Here is a 2242-nt window from a genome sequence, read left to right as displayed (position 1 = left end):
CCGTACGGGCGACGCCCCCAGCTGACCCCACCCGCGGGCGGGGTGCTCGGGCTCGGCGGCGTGGTCGCGGTGGGCTTGTCGGCGAGGGTGACGGTGACGTCGGCGCCGGGTCGGGCGGTGAACGCGACCGGGGTGGCATCGAGTTGGTAGCCGTCGGGGGCCTTGGTCTCGCCGGCCCAGTAGAGGGTGCCCGCCTTGAGCGTGACGTCGAGGGGGACGGTCGCGGTGCCGTCGGCCCCGGTGGTGAAGCTGGTGATCACCTTGCCCGGGGTGTGCTTGCCGGTCTTGTCCGTCTCGTCGGCGCGGATGGCGATGACCGCGCCCGGCAGGGTCTTGCCGGTGTTCTTGTCGGTCTTCTTCACCGACAGGCGGGCCTTCTTGAACGGGTCGACGAGATCGAGGGGGTTGGCCTGGGCGATGCGCCCGGCGGTGATCGTGATGGTCTGCTCGGGGAGCAGATCGTGGACGGGGCTGCCGGAGGAGGTCTCGCGCAGCCGGTAGGTGCCGGCGGGGAGCTTGTCGAAGACGAGGTTGCCCTGTTCGTCGGTCTTGCCTGCGGCGACCTGCTTGCCGTCGGAGTCCAGGAGCTGGAACGCGGCGCCGACCAGGCGGGTGTCCTCGGGGTCCTTCTTGCGTATCGTCACGCCGCCGGTGGCCTCGCCGACGGTGATGGTGGCGGAGTCCTTGATGCTGGTGGTGCCCCCGGCGAGCAGCATCCGCTGGGCGGCCGGGTTCTTGGGCGTGAGGACCTGCAGTCCGGTGGCGGGCAGTTCCGCGGCCGTCGCGGTGACGCTGGCGGTCCCGGGTTTCTCGGCGGTGAACTCCCAGGCGCCCGTGCCGTTGTCGTTGGTGGTGATCTTGCCGGAGGCGGTGCCGGAGCCTGACTCGGCGAGCGTGACGGCGACCTTCGGGACCGGGGTGCCGGCGGTGGTGGTGACCTTCACGGCGACGGTGACTCTCGTCCCGGCGGTGGTGGTCTTGACCGACGGCGTGATCTGGAGGGTGTAGGGGCCCGCGAGCTTCTTGGCCTCGGCGACGTAGCCCTGGGCGAGGGTGCGTGCGGTCGGGGAGACGACCGGGTACGCCAGGCGCTGCTTGCCGCGGTCGCCGTCGAGGGCATAGGTGCCGCCCGCCAGGTACTCGTACACCACGGCGTCGACTGCGGCGGCCTGGGCGTTGTCGCGGGTCTGCCCGTACTTGCCGATCACGTATGCGGCCTGTGCCAGGTTCTCCTTGGTGACGGGCTTCCCGGTCACCGACGACGTCCAGGTCGGGACCGGCTGCGGGTCGCCGTAGCCTCCGGCGTCGGCCGGACCCTTGCGCTCGGGGTCGGCGCAGTAGGTCTCGGTGTCGCCGTGGACGGCCGGGCCGGGCGGGCCGTAGGCGCCAATGTGGCTGGAGGCCGCGTGCCCTTCGGAGTCAGGGATGGTGTAGCCGGGGCCCAGTACCAGTGGGGCGTCCGGGGCGGCCACGGCCTGCGCGGGCAGCAGAGTGCCCGCGGCCAGGGCAGCGACGGCGACGGCGAGGTGAGCGGGTCGGGCGAGGCGAAGGCTCATATGGGGGAAGAGGTCCTGTCGGTGAAGAAGGGAATGAGGCTGCGGACGCTGCTGTGTCAGCAGATGGCGCGGGCCAGCGGGAGCGGCCGGGTGGGAGGGATCCGCTTACCGGGTGCGGGCCGGGGAGGTCCTGACCTGCGGTACCGGAGCCGTGAGGGGAGGCGGGCCGGTGTGCACCGGCGGGGCGCCAGGGATCCACAGGCGTACGTACTGGTCGATCGCGGCTCGCAGCCGAGTGACGCCGATGCCGAGCCACGGCGGGTCCTCGCTGTAGCGCGAGTCGGTGAAGGCGCCGTATCCGGCAACGCCGGGCTTCCGCCCGATGCGCCGGTCGCGGGCCTCGAAGGCGCCGTGGTCGGCGAAGGACAGCATGGCGGTGTCGATCCGCCCCTGTTCCATGTGCACGATCTGCAGGCGCAGCCCGTCGTAGCGGTCGGCGTGGATCGTGGGGGCGAAGTCGATGCGCAGCCGCAGCGGGAGGTCCGGCACGGGGGCGGCGTAGTAGGCGTCGCCGACGACGGCGGCCTCGGGGTACGGCAGCGTGAGGTGGTCGGCGAACAGCTGCTCGGTGAATAGGGGCACAGGGTTTCCTCGTTGGCTGGTCAGCGGCGTGCGGCGGCATGCGCGGGCAGGGCGGCGGAGTGGGTGGTGGCGGTGCTCCAGCGCGGCACGCTGCCGACCGGGGC

Annotated in this window: 2 protein-coding genes; both read right to left on the bottom strand. The window is 72.3% G+C overall.

Translation table 11 applies throughout. From position 1 onward, the window contains the following. On the bottom strand, positions 1 to 1556 hold a 1556-nt coding region (locus EF918_RS34985; RefSeq protein WP_125652883.1), incomplete at its 3' end, for a collagen binding domain-containing protein. Positions 1557 to 1661: 105 nt separating this feature from the next. Continuing rightward, on the bottom strand, positions 1662 to 2138 hold the full coding sequence (locus EF918_RS34980; RefSeq protein ID WP_125652882.1) for a hypothetical protein: 477 nt from the start codon (positions 2136 to 2138) through the stop codon (positions 1662 to 1664). Positions 2139 to 2242: the final 104 nt, after the last annotated feature.

Source organism: Streptomyces sp. WAC06614 (assembly GCF_003949795.1).
Classification (GTDB): domain Bacteria; phylum Actinomycetota; class Actinomycetes; order Streptomycetales; family Streptomycetaceae; genus Streptomyces.
This window is presented reverse-complemented; position numbering and strand designations above follow the sequence as displayed.